This window comes from Anaerocolumna jejuensis DSM 15929, from assembly GCF_900142215.1.
GTDB classification, from domain to species: domain Bacteria; phylum Bacillota; class Clostridia; order Lachnospirales; family Lachnospiraceae; genus Anaerocolumna; species Anaerocolumna jejuensis.
On sequence record NZ_FRAC01000012.1, the window covers coordinates 18,747 to 35,847 of the forward strand.

17 protein-coding genes and 1 riboswitch are annotated in these 17,101 nt (G+C 43.6%); of the genes, 13 read left to right on the forward strand and 4 right to left on the reverse strand.

Features of this window, described 5'->3' with window-relative positions; all coding sequences use genetic code 11:
- Window positions 1-291 precede the first annotated feature (291 nt).
- On the forward strand, window positions 292-1,683 hold the full coding sequence (locus BUB77_RS12420; protein ID WP_073276347.1) for a FlgD immunoglobulin-like domain containing protein: 1,392 nt from the start codon (window positions 292-294) through the stop codon (window positions 1,681-1,683).
- 56 nt (window positions 1,684-1,739) lie between these two features.
- Here BUB77_RS12420 and BUB77_RS12425 read toward each other — a convergent pair whose 3' ends face one another.
- The gene (locus tag BUB77_RS12425; protein ID WP_073276349.1) at window positions 1,740-2,450 is read right to left on the reverse strand and encodes a LytR/AlgR family response regulator transcription factor; all 711 of its coding nucleotides are present in this window, start codon (window positions 2,448-2,450) and stop codon (window positions 1,740-1,742) included.
- Window positions 2,451-2,706: 256 nt separating this feature from the next.
- On the opposite strand from BUB77_RS12425, the gene BUB77_RS12430 reads away from it, so the two are divergent.
- From BUB77_RS12430 to BUB77_RS12445, 4 genes are read left to right on the forward strand one after another with little or no spacing between them, the layout of a single operon-like run.
- Complete coding sequence (locus tag BUB77_RS12430) at window positions 2,707-3,066, forward strand: CidA/LrgA family protein (RefSeq protein ID WP_073276351.1); 360 nt, start codon at window positions 2,707-2,709, stop codon at window positions 3,064-3,066.
- Window positions 3,063-3,755, forward strand: a complete 693-nt coding sequence (locus BUB77_RS12435; protein ID WP_073276353.1) for an LrgB family protein — start codon at window positions 3,063-3,065, stop codon at window positions 3,753-3,755. Before BUB77_RS12430 ends, BUB77_RS12435 begins: the two co-directional genes overlap by 4 nt.
- A gap of 24 nt (window positions 3,756-3,779) precedes the next feature.
- Window positions 3,780-4,361 (forward strand): cytidylate kinase-like family protein, encoded by a 582-nt coding sequence (locus tag BUB77_RS12440; RefSeq protein ID WP_073276355.1) that lies wholly within the window; start codon window positions 3,780-3,782, stop codon window positions 4,359-4,361.
- A gap of 3 nt (window positions 4,362-4,364) precedes the next feature.
- Window positions 4,365-5,033 carry a FadR/GntR family transcriptional regulator gene (locus BUB77_RS12445; protein ID WP_073276357.1) on the forward strand — a complete coding sequence of 223 codons (669 nt, stop codon included), beginning with the start codon at window positions 4,365-4,367 and terminating at the stop codon, window positions 5,031-5,033.
- Window positions 5,034-5,237: 204 nt separating this feature from the next.
- On the opposite strand, the gene BUB77_RS12450 is transcribed toward BUB77_RS12445, so the two are convergent.
- The 3 genes from BUB77_RS12450 to hypB all read right to left on the reverse strand — a co-directional run bounded on the left by BUB77_RS12450 (window position 5,238) and on the right by hypB (window position 9,051).
- On the reverse strand, window positions 5,238-5,579 hold the full coding sequence (locus tag BUB77_RS12450) for a hydrogenase maturation nickel metallochaperone HypA/HybF (RefSeq protein WP_073276359.1): 342 nt from the start codon (window positions 5,577-5,579) through the stop codon (window positions 5,238-5,240).
- 41 nt (window positions 5,580-5,620) lie between these two features.
- Entirely contained in the window at window positions 5,621-8,308 is a 2,688-nt protein-coding gene (locus tag BUB77_RS12455) for an FAD-dependent oxidoreductase (protein ID WP_242962488.1), read from the reverse strand.
- A gap of 74 nt (window positions 8,309-8,382) precedes the next feature.
- Window positions 8,383-9,051 carry a hydrogenase nickel incorporation protein HypB gene (gene hypB / locus BUB77_RS12460; RefSeq protein WP_073276363.1) on the reverse strand — a complete coding sequence of 223 codons (669 nt, stop codon included), beginning with the start codon at window positions 9,049-9,051 and terminating at the stop codon, window positions 8,383-8,385.
- Window positions 9,052-9,399: 348 nt separating this feature from the next.
- Between hypB and BUB77_RS12465 the strand changes: the two genes are divergently transcribed.
- The 8 genes from BUB77_RS12465 (at window position 9,400) to cbiB (ending at window position 17,067) form a co-directional block, all read left to right on the forward strand.
- Window positions 9,400-10,101, forward strand: a complete 702-nt coding sequence (locus tag BUB77_RS12465) for a FadR/GntR family transcriptional regulator (protein WP_073276365.1) — start codon at window positions 9,400-9,402, stop codon at window positions 10,099-10,101.
- A 513-nt stretch (window positions 10,102-10,614) separates the two neighbouring features.
- Window positions 10,615-10,807, forward strand: a riboswitch (cobalamin riboswitch).
- 103 nt (window positions 10,808-10,910) lie between these two features.
- Complete coding sequence (locus BUB77_RS12470; protein ID WP_073276366.1) at window positions 10,911-12,410, forward strand: cobyric acid synthase; 1,500 nt, start codon at window positions 10,911-10,913, stop codon at window positions 12,408-12,410.
- 69 nt (window positions 12,411-12,479) lie between these two features.
- Window positions 12,480-13,526, forward strand: a complete 1,047-nt coding sequence (cobT, locus tag BUB77_RS12475; RefSeq protein ID WP_073276368.1) for a nicotinate-nucleotide--dimethylbenzimidazole phosphoribosyltransferase — start codon at window positions 12,480-12,482, stop codon at window positions 13,524-13,526.
- Window positions 13,526-14,077 (forward strand): bifunctional adenosylcobinamide kinase/adenosylcobinamide-phosphate guanylyltransferase, encoded by a 552-nt coding sequence (locus tag BUB77_RS12480; RefSeq protein WP_330392557.1) that lies wholly within the window; start codon window positions 13,526-13,528, stop codon window positions 14,075-14,077. The genes cobT and BUB77_RS12480 overlap by 1 nt, the downstream gene beginning before the upstream one ends.
- Before the next feature lie 4 nt (window positions 14,078-14,081).
- Window positions 14,082-14,852, forward strand: a complete 771-nt coding sequence (locus BUB77_RS12485) for an adenosylcobinamide-GDP ribazoletransferase (protein ID WP_073276372.1) — start codon at window positions 14,082-14,084, stop codon at window positions 14,850-14,852.
- Window positions 14,853-15,083: 231 nt separating this feature from the next.
- Window positions 15,084-15,470, forward strand: coding sequence for a bifunctional adenosylcobinamide kinase/adenosylcobinamide-phosphate guanylyltransferase (locus BUB77_RS12490; RefSeq protein WP_242962490.1), 387 nt, complete (start codon window positions 15,084-15,086; stop codon window positions 15,468-15,470).
- Window positions 15,443-16,066, forward strand: coding sequence for a histidine phosphatase family protein (locus BUB77_RS12495; protein WP_073276374.1), 624 nt, complete (start codon window positions 15,443-15,445; stop codon window positions 16,064-16,066). The genes BUB77_RS12490 and BUB77_RS12495 overlap by 28 nt, the downstream gene beginning before the upstream one ends.
- Before the next feature lie 11 nt (window positions 16,067-16,077).
- Window positions 16,078-17,067 carry an adenosylcobinamide-phosphate synthase CbiB gene (gene cbiB, locus BUB77_RS12500; RefSeq protein WP_073276685.1) on the forward strand — a complete coding sequence of 330 codons (990 nt, stop codon included), beginning with the start codon at window positions 16,078-16,080 and terminating at the stop codon, window positions 17,065-17,067.
- Window positions 17,068-17,101: the final 34 nt, after the last annotated feature.

The window sequence follows — 17,101 nt, forward strand, 5'->3', positions numbered from 1 at the left end:
TAAAAACTAGAACAGGCATGATAAGTCGCAGGCTTATTGTGCCGTTTTTTATTATAAAGTTATAAAGCAGTGATGATTCATAAATGTTTAGTTATAACCGGATTATAATGAATTATGACATTCCTATAGAAATTAAAGAAAGAATTATTTAATCTGGTATAGAAGGATAAATCATTAAAGGGCAGGAAGTATATATAAAAAGATTTATGATAGCAATTGTATTTGTTCATAGCTTCATACTTCCTGTCTTTACAATGGAAATAACAATACATATGTAAGGGAGAAAATTATATGAGAATGAAAAGTAAAAATCCTGGTTTCAAAGGAATTATTATGATTATCATTGCAGTCCTGATTTCAACTGCAATGATGAACCCAAGTCCGGTAAACGCTGCGGCTATTTCAAAAGGAAATGTAACATTAACGGTAGGGGATAGCAGCACCTTAAAAACAGGTACTACAGGAAAAGTAGTCTGGACATCAGCTAACAAAAAGATTGCAACAGTTAGTGCAGCAGGAAAAGTAAAGGGTATTAAAGCCGGAAAAACAACTGTTAGCGTAAAAATTGGAAAGGATACCTACAAATATGCTGTAAACGTTAAAAATGCAGATGCTGCAGCAATAATCAATAGTAAATGGGATGGGGATTTTTATTCTGATAAAACGGATTGCAGAATCACCTTCAGCTTGGATAAAAAATCAACAGATGTAATCCTATCGATAATGAATGATTCTAATATAGTTGTTTATAGCAAAACTTTTAATACCATAAATGCGAAAAAGGAAAATTTACTTGTTTGGAATGGTACAGATAAAAATGGTAATTTATTGGAAGAGGGATATTATAAAATAAGTGTTACAGCAGGGACAATAAAAACGGATACAAATGAATTCAAAATATATGTTAATTGTCCCTTTGCAGGAGGAACAGGTTCAAAAGAAAATCCATACCTGATCAGTTCAGCAGAACAATTCAAATTAGTTGCAATGTACAATGGACGCTATTTTAAACAGACATCTGATCTGGACTTTGGAGATTCCGTAGTTAAATCACTGTTTACAAGCGATGTGCCTTTTACAGGCTATTATGACGGAAATAATAAATCACTCTTTAATTTAAACTTAAGCAGCTCTTTGTTTACAGCCCTTGGCACTAATGGAACTTTAGTTAATATGAACCTGGTAAATGCAACATTAAATACAGATTCTGCATATATTGGGATTTTGGTAAGAACAAATTCAGGAACCGTAGAAAGGTGCAGTATTACAGATGGTTTCATAAGTGGAAATGGTGCAACAGGTCTGTTGGCAGGTGACAATGAAGGGTTAATCAAATCCTGTACTACAAGTGGAACTGTTAAATCAACCTGGGATTACAATTATATAGCATCTGGCGGTATAACCGGAATTAATGGCAAGACAGGCCGCATTATATTAAGTAATTCTTCTGCTGCTGTACTGGATTCTATCAGTACTTATAATAACAGCTATTATACAGGAGGTATCAGTGCTGTTAATGATGGTTCAATAGAAAATTGCACCGTATCAGGAGAAATATCAAGTAAAGATAATAAAAATTCAGGTGGGATTTCTGGCAGAAATAATTCTAAAATTAAAAACTGCTCGTACACTGGGGGGAGTTCAATCGAATTAGTTGGATACAACTCTGGTGTAATTGAATAATAAAAGCAAAGAACTTCCAATATTCACAGTGTTGGAAGTTCTTTAACGTCGGCTGCTTATGAGAGTTTCCGGGAGACAAACTGTACATAGGCTGCCTGAAAACTCTTGGAGTAAGTCTGGCTGATAGAAATCTTATGGTTTGCCGTTAAGACGCATTCGGTTCGGCTCACTGAACGAATATGGTAAAAATTAACAATATAACTGTGATGACAGCGTATGAATTCATCCGTCAATTGATGGGAAATATCCTTTAAGGTGTTAATGCTCTTAATTGTTTCCGCAGCAGTATGAATATAAAGATAGCGCCCCAGGGCTTCCATATAAAGAATATCCTCCAAGGGTATAAGAAATTCTCTATTCTGGTATCGAATAGTCAAATAATGACTGGCTCGTTGCCGGTATAAGGCCAGAGCTTTGTCAATTGCCTTTGGAAGGCGCTCTTCAAGCTGGGACTTTAAGACAAAATAGATATGCCTTACATCATATACTTCCGTAGCAAAGTTAATATAATTGCTTAGAAATATAATAATACAGGAGGAGTTGATGCGGTTAATCTTGGCAGTAATTTTAATACCGTTTATTTTGCCCATGTCAATATCAGTTATGAAAATGTCAAAGGGAAATTGGGAAGCTTCTATGTAGGAATTTAATTTATCAGGCATAAAAGCGGAAAGAGTGGTGTCCCTGTCATTAACAAAATATTGCTTCATCAGATGAAGCAGATAGTTCAGAAAGACGGAATCATCATCACATAATCCTATTCGCATGGAGTACTCACTTTCGTTTAAATATATTAAGCAGAATAGCACAAGAAGCTTAAAAAATCAATTATAGGAAAGATATTATTATTCTTGTTTTGCAGATTAGTTTTATTAATTAAGTATATTGACTTTATATTTTGAAAGGTCTAAAATAGTCTAAAATTGGTGTTACCAATTTATCCGGAGTTTGGACAGACAGCAATTGACATCATACGGAAAGAGGCAGTTTTGCAAGTAAGCTTGCGGATTGCATGGAGGAATCATGAAATTATTAAAACAGTTTGGAATTATTCTTATCTTTACCTTTCTTGGGGAAGTATGCAAGTACCTTATACCTTTGCCGATTCCGGCGAGCATATACGGCCTGGTGCTGCTCCTTGCCGCACTTATGACCAGAGTTATTCAATTGGAGCAGTTAAAAGAGGTTTCCGCTTTTCTCATTGAAATTATGCCCCTGATGTTTATTCCGGCCTCTGTGGGGATACTAAATACGTGGGGAGTATTAAAAGGAATCTTTATTCCAATCGTCATTATTACGGTTGTTACGACAGTTTTTGTAATGGTGGTCACGGGAAGGGTAACACAGCTGGTCATAAGAATGGATAAGAGGAGAAAATCATGAGGAATTTACTGGCAGAATCAACATTCTTTGGTGTGTTAATCAGCATAATAGGATACGAGATAGGGCTGTTTTTAAGGAGGAAATTCAAACTGGCCATTTTCAATCCGCTGCTTATATCCATTATCTTCGTTATAATAGTATTGCTGGCATTTCATGTGAAATATGACAGCTATAACAGCGGTGCCAAATATCTGAGCTATTTACTTACGCCTGCGACCATATGCCTTGCAGTTCCTCTTTATGAGCAGATGGAACTGCTGAAGAATAACTTAAAGGCAATTCTTACAGGAATTATATCCGGTGTTGCGGCAAGCCTTGGCAGTATTCTTCTCTTTTCCCTTCTGTTCCATTTCTCTCACAGGGAATATGCCACGCTGCTTCCGAAGTCTATTACAACAGCTATCGGGATGGGAGTTTCCGAAGAACTGGGCGGTATTGTGACAATTACCGTTACGGTCATTATTGTTACCGGAGTCCTTGGAAATATAATTGCTGAGAAGGTCTGCAAAATATTCCGTATCAAGGACCCCATTGCAAAGGGTGTCGCTATTGGAACGGCAGCCCATGCGATCGGCACAGCAAAGGCCATGGAGATGGGAGAAGTGGAAGGAGCAATGAGCAGCCTGGCAATTGCCGTTGCAGGGCTTATTACCGTTGTCGGGGCTTCTGTCTTTGCCAACTTTATGTAAGCAAATTCAAATGGAGGATGCTATATGATTATTACAGTCGGAAGAGAATACGGAAGCGGCGGTCATGAAATCGGGAAAAGACTGGCCGAACAATACCAGATACCCTTTTATGATAAAGATGCACTGGTAAAAATCGCAAAGGAAAAAGGGGTATATGATGAAATCATTTCCTTTTATGATGAAAAGCCTGTAAACAGCCTTTTGTATGCCATAGCAATGAATACCTATTCGGAGAATATCGGTAAGATGCAATTTGACCTTATCCGGAGTATTACGGAAAATAAAGCCTGTGTCATTATTGGCAGATGCGGAAATTATATCTTCAAGGACACTCCCGATACCGTAAGTGTGTTCATTCACGCTGACATCAATGAACGAATCCAGCGGGTCAGGGATATATATGGAGTCCACGATAAGAATCTGAAAGCAGTTATTGAAAAGACCGATAAAGGCCGGGCCTCCTTCCATAAATTTTATACGGACCAGGAGTGGGGAGATTCCAGAAATTATCACCTTGCAATCAATAGCGGTGAAATTGGATTGGAAGCCTGTACCCAGCTGATTTCTGAATTTATTGAAAAAAAGAAAAGGAACCTCATAAAATAGGATATGGAAAACAGAGAATATAAGAAAGTAATCACATATGTCAAAGAACGGATTGCCGGTGGTGAGCTCCATTCCGGGGATAAGCTTCCCACAGAAAGGGAGCTGGCGGACATTCTATCCGTTGGCCGGTATTCTATCCGCGAGGCGATAAGAATCATGGATGCCCTGGGAATGATAGAGAGCAGGCAGGGCTCCGGAAATTATCTGGTAACGAACATTGAAAAAAACCTCACGGAATCCATGGAACTGATGCTCCTGATTAAGGAAATTGACTACAGCCAGATCAGCAAGCTGCGCCGTGCCATTGAGCTTTATGCTTATGGCTGTGCCCTTAAGCAATTATCGGATTCCCAGCTGGAAGAACTGGCTGAAATCACCGAAAGCATGAAACAGAACACAGGACGGGAAAAAGCCTTAATGGATAAGCGGTTTCATGACATGATAATTGCCGGCAGCAATAATACTTTGATTATCAGCATTATGGATTCTTTATCCAATGTATGCAGCAGCTTAATTGAAAAAGTGGTCACTGGCTCCGCACCTGAATTACAGCGTATTTTTATGGAAACCCATGAAAATATGCTAAAAGGGCTTATGACCGGAGACCTGTTACTTGGCATGCAGGCAGTTAATCTTCACTATGACCTGATTGATTCAGAAGTATCTGGGTGAGAAGTCTTTTCATAAAAGGAATTACTCACAGTCAGATGGAAGTTATAATTGCCATTTATAAATGCTCAATACCCCATAATCAGTATGTAAAATCAAGCGATTAGAAGAAAGTGCACAAATTCACTGCCTATATAAGCAATATCCCAGGCGAACCTGGGATATGCATAAAATTTAACTTATAAAAATAGAGTATGGAACCAGCCGTTAGCTGCACAGGATTTCCTTGATTATCATGTCATCACCTTCCAGGATTTCCATATCCTTGCTGCCGCAATCAGGACATTGTAAATCACTGTAGACTGCATTGAACACCCTGCCGCAGCTTTTGCATTTGACAATACCAGGAATCACAATAAGCTCCAGTTCTGTTTTTTCCATAAAAGTCTTGTAGGAGGCAGCAGGCCAGCTTTGCTCCAGGTATCTGGGTACAATACCGGACAGCTCACCAACTTCTATGACAAGCTTGCGGACCTCTGTTACGTTCTGCTCCTTAACGATTCGTTCAATGGTATGAACCATAGAGTTCAATACACCAAGCTCATGCATTGTTACCTCTCATTCCGCCGCTTTTAGCGGCAATCCATTCCCTAGCTCCTTCTAACTCCTTCTTTCAGTGTAGTAGCAGCTATCTTTCCGGTACGTACAATTGCGTTGGTCGCTATTTTGACAGGAAGCTTTTCATAGGTATTGGGAACTGTGTTATAGGTGCGTTCCAGATGGATTGCGTCAAATTTACATTTCGTGGTACACATGCCGCAGCCAATGCACATATAGCTGTCAATTTCCACAGCACCGCAGCCAAGGCAGCGCTCGGTCTCTTTCTTTAACTGCTCCTCGGTAAAGGTCATACGGTCATCCAGAAAGCTGCCCTTTTTCTCGGGAGAATGGCCAGGATTCTGGCGGGGAGTGGTATCGAAATCCTGTACGCCTACAGCGACATTATTCTTATCAAAGGCATGGTATTCACGTTTGTCACGGCCAAATACGAGGGACTGACCGGGCTGTACATAGCGGTGGATGGAGATGGCGCCCTCTTTTCCGGCTGCAATGGCATGAATAGCGAATTTAGGTCCGGTAAAGCAGTCACCGCCTACAAAAACATCCGGCTCGGAAGTCTGTAAGGTCAGACTATCAGCCTTTGCAATGCCGCCGCGTCCAAGCTCGACCTTGCTTTCTGAGAGGAGTCCGCCCCACTGGATGGATTGGCCGATGGAAAGCAGTACGGTATCTGATTCTACTATGATGGTATCATTGTCATCATACTTAGGAGCAAAACGGTGGTCTGCATCGAATACGCTGATACAGCGCTTGAATTCCACACCGGTTACCCTGCCGTTTTCTGTCAGGATACGTTTCGGGCCCCAGCCATTGTGGAAGGTCACGCTATCCTCCTCGGCCTCTGCAATTTCATCCGGTAATGCCGGCATTTCACTGGGGCTTTCCAGGCAGTACAGGTCAACGGCTGCAGCACCCTGCCTTGTACCAGTACGTGCTACGTCAATTGCCACATTTCCGCCGCCGATAACTATTACATTTCCGGATAGCTCTGCTTTTCTTCCCAGGTTTACATCACGGAGGAAATCAACACCAGCAATAACACCTTCTGCCTCTTCTCCTTCAATGCCAAGGCTTCTTCCGCCCTGTGCACCGATTGCCAGATAGAAAGCTTCAAAGCCCTCTTCGCGAAGCCCCTTCAAGGTGACATCTTTACCAACCTCAACTCCTGTCTTAAAGGTTACGCCCATTTCACGCAGAACATTGATTTCCGCATTAAGGACATCTTTTTCCAGACGGAAGGAGGGAATGCCAAGGGTGAGCATGCCGCCAAGCTTTTCTTCCTTTTCGAACACGGTTACCTGGTAACCGTCGATTGCCAGGTAGTAAGCGCAGGAAAGACCGGCAGGACCGGAGCCTACCACTGCGATTTTGTTTCCAAGGTTGTAACGCATGGGCGGAATATAACGGATAGAGCCGTCCAGCTCTTTATCGGCAATAAATTTCTTGATTTCATCAATGGATACCGGTTCATCAATATCACCACGGGTACATTCACTTTCGCAGCCATGAGGACAGATCCGTCCGCAGACGGCGGGGAAAGGATTTTCCTTCTTTATCAGCTCCAGTGCTTCGTGGTAACGGCCGGAAGCAGCAAGCTTTATGTAACCTTGTACGGAAATATGGGCCGGACAGGCAGTTTTGCAAGGTGATGTACCTTCTTCCGTAACATCCATGCGGTTTTCACGGTAATCCACATTCCAGTCACTTTCCCGCCAGATATGGTCACGGGCAGTAGGTTCAGCCTTTACTGAAACAGGTGTTTTGGAACAGAGCTTCTGGCCAAGCTTCAGGGCATTGACAGGACAGTTTTCCACGCACTGTCCGCAGGCTACACAGTTTTCCTTCTTAACTTTGGCAGTAAAGTTGGAACGTATGGAATCCGGGGTATTGAAAAGTGTTGCAAGCCGCAGGGAGAAGCAGGAGCAGCCGCAGCAGTTACAGATAGCCGCTGATTCACCAAGGCCGTCGGTATGGGGCATTTCATGCATCAGTCCGTTGTTTTCTGCAAATTGAATGATTTCCTTTGCTTCCTCACGTGAAATCTGGCGGCCTCTGCCTGTTCGGATATAGTATTCGGCACCTTCACCCATCTGGATGCAGATATCTTTTTCCAGATGTCCGCAGCCTTCGTCCAGTACACGGCGGGATTGGCGGCAGGAGCAATCGGATACGGTAAAGGTATCATATTTGTCCAGATAGTAGGAGAGACGTTCCCAGGGTTTTGTTCCGGGAATATCCTTAATGGCTTCTTCTACAGGAATAACACGCATCATTGCCATACCCTGAGGGAACTTGGCAGCCATAGGGGCAAGACGCAGCCTGGTGTATTCTTCAAAGGCTTTACCGATTTCCGGATGCTCGTTTAATTGTTCACGGTTATTTACCATCATTTCCAGCATGCCGGGGGCAAAAATATTTACAAAGTACCTGTCTTTCTTATCCTCTTTATCCTTCCATACCTTCGCAACACCGGTGTAGGTCAGCTGCTCTAAAAGAGCCTTTGTCTCCTTCTTGCTCTTACCGGAGCGCTTGGCTACATACTCGAAGGTACGGGGCTTACGCAGGCCGATAATCATGGCAATATCAGCCATGTCATCTGTTACGACACAGTCCAGTGAATAATATTCGGGAGTATTCTCATCGATTTTATTCATGGCACCGGCAATACCGCCTACCATTTTTGCAAGCTTTACGATTTTAGGTCTTAATTCACTCATAGTTTCCTTTCCTGCGCTTATTATACGCATTTGAAATTCATACTTCATTCCTATTAAGATGGTTATACGTACAGCTATTCACACCAGGCTTTTACCGCATTGCCCAGCCAGTCGGTCCATTCCCTGATGCCTTCGTTCTTCAGAGCACTGATGGGAATGATTTTGGCTTTGGGATTGCGGAGCTTGATGTTAGCCTTGCATTTTTCCATATCAAAGTTAAAATACGGCATAACATCCACCTTGTTTATCAGTACCACATCGCAGATAGAGAACATCAGCGGATATTTAAGAGGCTTGTCGTCCCCTTCCGGTACGGAGAGAATCATGGCATTTTTGACTGCACCGGTGTCAAATTCGGCGGGACAGACCAGGTTGCCCACATTTTCCAGTATTACAAGGTCAAGTCCGTCCGTATTCAGTCCCTCTAATCCCTGGCGGGTCATTTCAGCATCCAGGTGGCACATACCGCCGGTATGCAGCTGGATTGCCCTGGCACCGGTCTGCTGTATGGTACGGGCATCCACGTCAGAGTCAATATCCGCTTCCATAACGCCGATTCTCAGGTCGCTCTTTAAGGCTTCAATGGTACGGGTCAGAGTTGTGGTCTTACCGGCGCCGGGACTGGACATCAGGTTAAGAAGAAAGACCTTTTCAGCCTTTAATTCCTCACGAAGCTTTCCGGCCTGTATGTTGTTGTCAGCAAAGACACTTGTTTTTATCTCAAGAACTTTAAATTCTTCCATGTGTCACGCTCCTTTCTTTTACATTCTAATTCAGTTATTTGGCTAAGAGAACCAGTTTATGGTATTTTTCCTGTCGCCGGAAGGCCTTTTTACAATTAAGTCGCAGGATTATTTCTCATAAGTTTTCTGGTTCAGCCAAGGAAATAGATTCGTATATTTTTTAACAATATTATTATAGAATATTCTATGAATACTAGCAATAATGCAAAAAAAATTTGTCACTATTACATATTTATTTGTTGGATTTTAGTGAGAATGTATGATAAAATAGTATTGGCTCCTGGTATGACCAGAGCCAGTATGAGGGAGCCTATGCCGCTTCCGGCAGCAGAATGAGAGGAAATTGCAATGGAATTTCAGAAGCTTAGTGCTTTGAGCTTAAAAGAGATGTTTATTTGTCAGATTCGTGACATGATTTTATCAGGACACCTTCCCGTCGGAAGCAAATTACCACCTGAAAGAGAGCTATCCAAGCAGATGCAGGTCAGCCGGGCAGTGATAAATGGCGGGTTTGCGGAGCTGGAAAAACAGGGCTTTTTAGATATCTATCCAAGGCAGGGAGTATTTGTGGCAGATTACGGTAAGAATGGAAACATCAATACCCTGAACGCCATCATGGAATATCACGGAGATACCCTTGGAAAGTCTCAAATTTACTCCATCTTGGAGGTCCGCCGGGCCTTGGAGCATCTGGCAACGGACTCCGTCATTAAAAATGCTGCCGATGAGGATATCCTGGGGCTGGAAGGATTACTGGAGGAAGTTGCAGCTGCAAAATCGATTCAGGAGACGGTATCAGCTACCTTTTCCTTTCATCACAGACTCTCCGTGATTAGCGGAAACAGTATAATGCCCTTGATTTATATCTCCTTTGAACCTGTTGTGACACAGCTCTGGAAGCGCTTCTGCCACCGTTATGGAAAAGAAGCCTTATATGACAGTGTACTTTGCTTATATAAATGTGTCAAAGAGCGTGACATAGAAGCTGCAAGAAGATGTACCGATAAACGGTTAGACGATGCATTAGAAGGCGAGCATCAGATATATTAAAGTCATGCAGAATCCCAAAGTAAGCTTTAGCAGTGTATTTTATTTCGGAAGGTAATTTCTTAAATCAGTCAGAGAACCCGCAAAAAAAACAGGAAGTTCCAGTTAAGCCTGTTCAGCCTTGCACATCAACTTACAGAAATTTTAAGGCAAAATACAGATGGTTTCTGGTTCCGTTCAGGCATTTTCTATTGAGGGGTTCCTTATGACACTTAAATGGCAGCCGTTATGACTGGTTAAATTACACCAGTGTTTGAGCGCACAGTATTAATATACCCAGTAACTGTAAAGCGAGTTTGGTGCAATTTAACCTTCCAGGAATAACGGCTGGCATTTTAGTGGAATTGGAACCGTGAACGAGAAAATTCCTGAACGGAACCAGAAACCATCGTCCGTTTCCCAAGACTTAAATCTAATGAAGACCAAAAGTCGAATACTGAGCTGTAACAACAGAAACTATCCGCGAGGAAAAAAAGACTGGTAAAAGCTTCTGATTTATAATATAATAGTTTACTGAAAATTAAATACATTTAAGGTGTCAGAAAAGCATATGCTTTGTTCTGATGAAAAGGGAAACAGGTGCAAATCCTGTACGAACTCGTCACTGTGATAAGGGAGTTGCGGCAAAAAAGTCACTGATATTAATCGGGAAGGCTGCCGTAAATTATGATCTTTCAGCCAGGAGACCTGCCTTAAATGAAGCTTGTACAGCCACGAGAAACTGGTTTGGAATGGATAAGACAGGTCGGACTTTGTCTTGAATTACGTCTTTTTATACCTCCATGCCCATTCGTGGCAATGGAGGTTTTTTTATGTCAAAAGTGATAATGATCCAAGGAACCATGTCCAATGCGGGAAAAAGCCTGCTGACAGCCGGTCTGTGCAGAATCTTTAAACAGGACGGCTACCGGGTGGCTCCTTTTAAATCTCAGAATATGGCGTTAAATTCCTATATTACGGAGGAAGGGCTGGAAATGGGAAGGGCGCAGGTAATGCAGGCGGAAGCGGCAGGAATAAAGCCTTCGGTATTAATGAACCCAATCCTCTTAAAGCCGACCAATGATATCGGCTCCCAGGTAATTGTAAATGGGGAGGTCATCGGGAACATGAAGGCAAGGGATTATTTTGCCTATAAGAAAAAGCTGGTGCCGGATATCAAAAAAGCATTTCATGCCCTGGAAATGCAGGCTGACATTATTGTGGTAGAAGGGGCGGGAAGCCCGGCGGAAATTAACCTGAAGGAGAATGACATTGTAAACATGGGGCTGGCAGAGCTTCTGGATGCGCCTGTTCTCCTGGTGGGGGATATCGACAGAGGCGGCGTTTTTGCCCAGCTTGTGGGGACTCTGATGCTGCTGGAAGAGAAGGAAAAGGCAAGGGTCAAGGGACTTATTATCAATAAGTTCCGGGGAGATAAAACCATTCTTGACCCTGGGATTACCATGCTGGAAGAAAAGGGCCAGGTTCCGGTAATCGGCGTAGTTCCCTATATGAAGCTTTCCATAGAGGATGAGGACAGCCTTAGCAGCCGGTTTGAGAGGAGAGAGGAAGCACAGATCGATATTGCCGTAATCAGATTCCCCAGAATTTCAAATTTCACAGATTTTATGGTATTTGAGCAGATAGAGGGAGTATCCGTCCGATATGTGGATTCTGTCCTGCAGCTCCATCATCCCGATATGATAATACTGCCGGGTAGTAAAAATACCATGGGCGATTTGAAATGGATGAGGCAGAACGGGCTGGAAGCGGCAGTGAAAAAAAGGCAGGAGGATTGCGTTATTTTCGGAATCTGCGGGGGCTTTCAGATGCTGGGTCAAAGGTTAGCAGACCCTTATGGAATCGAAGAGGGCGGAGAGCTTACCGGTATGGGCTTCTTTCCCATGGACACGGTATTGGAGAAAGAAAAGGTGCGGACCCAGGTCCAGGGAACCTTCGGAAAAGTACCGGGGCTCTTGTCCGGGCTGTCGGGCATGGAATTAAAGGGCTATGAGATTCATATGGGAAGAAGTACGGTAAAGGAGCAAGGCTTTGATTCCTTCTGCAGCCTTACAAACCAATTGGACGGGCAGGAAAAAGCAGATGGAATTGCCGCAGGAAATGTGTATGGAACCTATGTCCATGGCATATTTGATGAAGGCGGAGCAGCATCGGTTATAGTCAGAGAGCTGGCCGGAAAAAAAGGACTGACTCTGGAAGATGGATTAATGATGGACTATAAAGCTTTTAAGGAAACCCAGTACGATAAGCTGGCAGAGACCTTAAGAGAGTATTTGGACATGGATGAAATTTATAAAATAATGAAGATATAAAATTGTTGGCGCCTGGTTTGTAACAGTAAACATGCGAGGTGTCAAAATTACATAGAAACGAGGAAGAACATGACGAAAGAAGCGTTAAAGGAACTAAAAACAGATAGGCCGGATAAGGAGCAGAGGCAGAGGGTAAAAGCTGTCTGGGACGGAATTGCAAAACCTGTCAACGGGCTTGGGCAGTTTGAAGCTATTGTTGCTCAGATTGGTGCCATAACAGGGACTTCTGATATCGATATCTCGAAAAGGGCAGTAATTGTTATGTGTGCCGACAACGGAATCGCAGAAGAAGGAATAAGCCATTTCGGATATGAGATGACAGCCATTATTGCCGGAGAAATGGTAAAGGGGACAGCCTCTGTCAGCAGAATGGCATTAAGTGCCAGGGCGGATGTGCTGCCGGTGAATATTGGAATTCATCAGGTAGAAGAGATAAGGGGTATGATTCAGCAAAGGGTTGTCTGCGGAACGAAGAATTTCAGATTTGAACCTGCTATGTCGGAGGAGGAAGCTCTAAGGGCAATTGAAATTGGAATGGAAACCGTAAAGGAATGTAAGGAAAAGGGCTATACCCTTCTGGCAACCGGAGAATTGGGTATGGGCAATACCACCACCAGCAGTGCCATGGCAGCCGCACTTCTTGGCTGCAGCGCGGAGGAGGTCGTGGGTATAGGAGCCGGACTCAGCAGAGAAGGCTTCCAGCGTAAAGGTGAAGTGATAAAGGAAGCCTTAGAGAAATACCGCTTTAAAAAGGAAGAGACCCTTCGGATTCTTGAGACGGTGGGAGGACTTGATATAGCAGGACTTGCAGGAGTATTTATCGGCGGTGCCCTATACCATATTCCGGTCATAATAGACGGAGTCATCAGTGCTGTGGCTGCTTTAACAGCTGAAAGGCTGGTTCCCGGCGTGAAGGAGTATATGATACCCTCCCACCTGAGCAAGGAACCTGCCGCAAAAAGATTATTGGAGGAACTTGGACTCCATCCGGTGCTGGATGCCTCTCTGGCTCTTGGTGAAGGTACCGGGGCTGTATTTTTGTTTCCCTTACTGGATACGGTGCTGTCCGTATACGAAGGCAGCTCAACCTTTGATGATATCAATAGCAGCCTATGATGGTGCTTATTACAGGAGGAAGCGGCAGCGGGAAATCTGCCTATGCAGAGAAGGCAGCCGTTTTGCTGGGACAGGAAGGTACTCTGTATTATCTTGCAACGATGCAGGTTTATGATGACGAAGGCAGGAAGAAAATAGAGCGGCATCAGCGTTTAAGGGCCGGAAAGGGCTTTCAGACCATAGAGCAGCCCCATAATCTTTCAGAGGCTATTGATAAAATGAAAGCTGGTAAGAAAACCATACTGCTGGAATGCATGTCAAATCTTGCAGCCAATGAAATGTTTTCTTCCGGTGTATGCAAGAAGCCGGAGGAGGTCGCCGGAAAGGTCTGTGAGGAAGTGGCCCTTCTAAAAGAAAAGGCGGAAAATCTGCTGATTGTTACCAACAATGTATTTGAGGATGGCATTCTATATGATGCTTCAACGAAAGGCTACCTGGAGGCTCTTGGCAGAATAAATGAGAAGCTGGCAGGAATAGCGGATATTGTAACAGAGGTTGTAGTTGGTATTCCGGTTCCGGTAAAAGGAAAACCGATTATAGGGGGAGAGTAAAACCATGGCAGTTGTAAAATCATTCTTTATTTCATTTTCAATGTATTCCAAGATACCGGTTCCGCAATTTGAGTGGAAGGACCAGGACATGAAATATGTACTTTGCTTTTTTCCTTGGGTTGGAGCCGTAATCGGTATTTTAACCTATCTTTGGGGGATTATCTGTAAGGATTTTCAGCTGGGTAAGCTTATATTTGCGGCAGTGGGAACAGCTCTTCCGCTGCTGGTATCCGGCGGATTTCATGTGGACGGTTTTATGGATACCATGGATGCCCTTCATTCCTACCAGAGCAGGGAAAGGAAGCTTGAAATCTTAAAGGATTCCCACATTGGTGCCTTTTCCGTCATACAGATAATCCTGTACTATTTCATTTTTACAGGAGCTTATTCAGAAATCAGCGGTCTTAGGGCCATGGCGACGGTGGGAGCGGGATTTGTCCTATCCCGCATCGTAAGCGGAATTGGAGTAGTGAGCCTTAAATGTGCGAAAAAAGAAGGACTGCTATACCTCTTCTCCAGCAAGGCACATGAAAAGGTCGTGAAGATTTCCCTGTATATTCAGCTTGTTTTATGCGTGCTGTTTATGCTCTATCTTTCCTTCGTGACAGGAATTGCCATCACAATAGGAGCTGCCTTGACCTTTCTCTATTACCGTTACCGCTGCTACAAGGAATTCGGCGGAATAACAGGGGATACGGCAGGGTATTATGTGACAATCAGTGAGGTCATTACAGTGGTGATTGTTTCCGCATGCTGCATTATGAAGGTAATTTAGCTTGAAAATGAAGTGTACTTTTCAGTCTTCTAGCTAAGTTGCATCACAAACAGGCTTGTGATATGCAGGCGGATCTGTGTGTGATAACTTTTGAAATATTTGATTGGAATCTAATAGGAATCTTCATCTATTCGGCACGCAATATAAAAAAGAATGACCCCAATATGGATGCTGTATATATGAACTATCATGAAAAGTAACAGATTTGATTACCGGAGGCAATCGGAAAGGATGAATATGGAACTGTATATTGGCGGATGTGCCCAGGGAAAGTTGAATTATGTTTTAAAGCAGACGGGAATTGGACGAGATAAGGTAATAGATGCTGCAGAAATATCGGAAAACGAGATGGAAGAAGTGAGGGTCATCAATCATTTCCATATGCTTATCAGAAGCCTGTTAAGGCAGGGCAAAGACCCGGAGGATTTGATAAAAGCTATCACAGCAAAGAACAGGGAGCTGATTATTATCAGTGATGAAGTGGGAAACGGAATCGTACCCATGGAAGCGGAAGAAAGAGAATACAGGGAAAGGCTTGGCCGTATTCTGTGCGGACTGGCAGAGGAAGCGGTTAAGGTGGAGCGGATCATATGCGGAATTGGACAGAGAATCAAATAAACCTGATATTTATACGGCATGGGGAAACTCCCTCCAACGCATTGGGAAGATACCTTGGAAGGGGGGAGGAGGATTTGTCGGAGGCAGGAAGGGAGAAACTCCTTTACCAGAAGGAAATGGGGAAATATCCTAAAGCTGATATTCTTTTTTCAAGTCCCATGAAACGCTGTACCCAGACAGCAGAACTCCTTTATGGAGGTAAGGTTCCGGTCCTGATAGAAGAGTGGAGAGAGATTAATTTTGGCAGCTTTGAAGGAAAAAATTATAAAGAGCTTAACGGGGATGCAGATTATCAGGCCTGGATAGACAGTAACGGTGAGCTGCCTTTTCCCGGAGGTGAAAGCAGGGAAGAATTCCTTATAAGATGCCAAAAGGGTCTGCAAAAGGTATGGAAGGAGCTGGTAACAAATGTGGGAACAGCGTCCTTCAATGCCGCCGCAGTGGTCCATGGCGGTACTATCATGGCACTTCTCAGCTGTTATTGTAAGGGGGGAAGTTACTATGATTACCAGTGTAAGAACGCAGAAGGCTATGTATGCAGCTTAAAGCTTCTGAATGAGCAGGAGCCAATGCTGGAAATAATACGAAAGTTATAGAGGAATTGATGATGATATACCATATCGCAGGCTTTTTTACCGGTTTTCTATTGGATCTTATCCTGGGAGACCCATACTGGCTTCCTCATCCAATCCGGCTGATCGGAAGTCTGATAGCAAAATTAGACCATGGGCTGCTTCCGGAAAAAGAGGGAGAACAAAGAGATAACAGAAAGGAATTTCGAAGAGGGGTTCTTTTAACAATTCTGGTACTAGTGATTACTGTGACCATTACCCTTCTTATTCTGTATGCGGCATATAAAATCACTCCCTGTCTGGGATTTGCAGTGGAGAGCATCATGACCTATCAGATTCTTGCGACCAAGTGCCTGAAGCAGGAGAGCATGAAGGTATATAAAAAGTTAAAGGAAGAGGACCTGCAGGGAGCCAGAAAGGCAGTTTCCATGATTGTAGGGAGGGATACGGAATGCCTTGACGAAACAGGTGTTGCAAAGGCTGCCATTGAAACGGTGGCGGAAAATACCTCCGATGGTGTAATAGCGCCAATGCTCTGTCTGGCTGTCGGAGGACCGGTCCTTGGATTTTTCTATAAAGCGGTCAATACCCTGGATTCCATGGTGGGCTATAAGAATGACAGATATCTTTACTTTGGAAGAGCAGCAGCAAAGCTTGATGATGCCATGAATTTCATCCCTGCCAGAATCAGTGCCCTGCTTATGATACTGGCCAGCTATCTTGCCGGCAAAGAATACAGCGGAAAGGAAGCTGGAAGGATATATAAAAGAGACAGGAGAAATCATGCCAGTCCGAACTCCGCCCACACAGAAGCAGTCTGTGCCGGAGCACTGGGCATACGTCTTGCGGGAGATGCCAGCTATTTTGGAAGGATACATCATAAGCCCTTTATCGGGGATGAGAAAAGGGCAGTGGAATATGAGGACATTGCCCGTGCGAACCGCCTTCTGTATCTGACAGCAGGACTTTGTGAAGGAATCTGCCTGCTGTGTCTGCTACTGGCTGCTTTTATAGCTGCAAGATAATGGTTTACATAGAGAAATTGAGAACAAGGGCGAA